The organism is Bacillus cereus group sp. BfR-BA-01441, from assembly GCF_022663075.1.
GTDB lineage: Bacteria > Bacillota > Bacilli > Bacillales > Bacillaceae_G > Bacillus_A > Bacillus_A cereus.
In genome coordinates this window covers 1-417 of sequence record NZ_JAKUEU010000271.1, presented here as the reverse complement: position 1 = coordinate 417, position 417 = coordinate 1, and the positions used below count along the sequence as shown (strand labels likewise).

The window sequence follows — 417 nt, the reverse complement described above, 5'->3', positions numbered from 1 at the left end:
ATTAATGAAATTGAATCTATTATTGAAACAAAAAATGTAGTTAGTTTTGCACTTGGTAAAAGAAAACCTGATACAGATAAAAAAGTGGGGACTTCCAAATCAACACCCCAAACAAAAAATGAGGAAAAAATGGGGACTTCCAAATCAACACCCCAAGAAACAGCTTTAAATCAAGGGATTTTGGAGTGTCGAAAAGGGAGTGCCGAAAATGAAGTGTTGAATTTGGAGTGTTCAGAAGGAAGAACTATAAGAATACACAGTGAAAAAAATACACAGTTAAATAATACACATATAGATAATACACAATTAAATACTTCTTCTTCTTTAATAGAGAAAATATCTAATAATACAGCTCAAAATGAGATAGTGTTTACAAAGGAAGAAGAAGAATATATCAAACATATCTATTCTGTATTA

At 30.0% G+C, this 417-nt stretch carries 1 protein-coding gene; it reads left to right on the top strand.

Features of this window, described 5'->3' with window-relative positions; all coding sequences use genetic code 11:
- The coding region (locus MR107_RS30445) for a hypothetical protein (RefSeq protein WP_242293186.1) at positions 1–417 on the top strand (417 nt) is incomplete at both ends.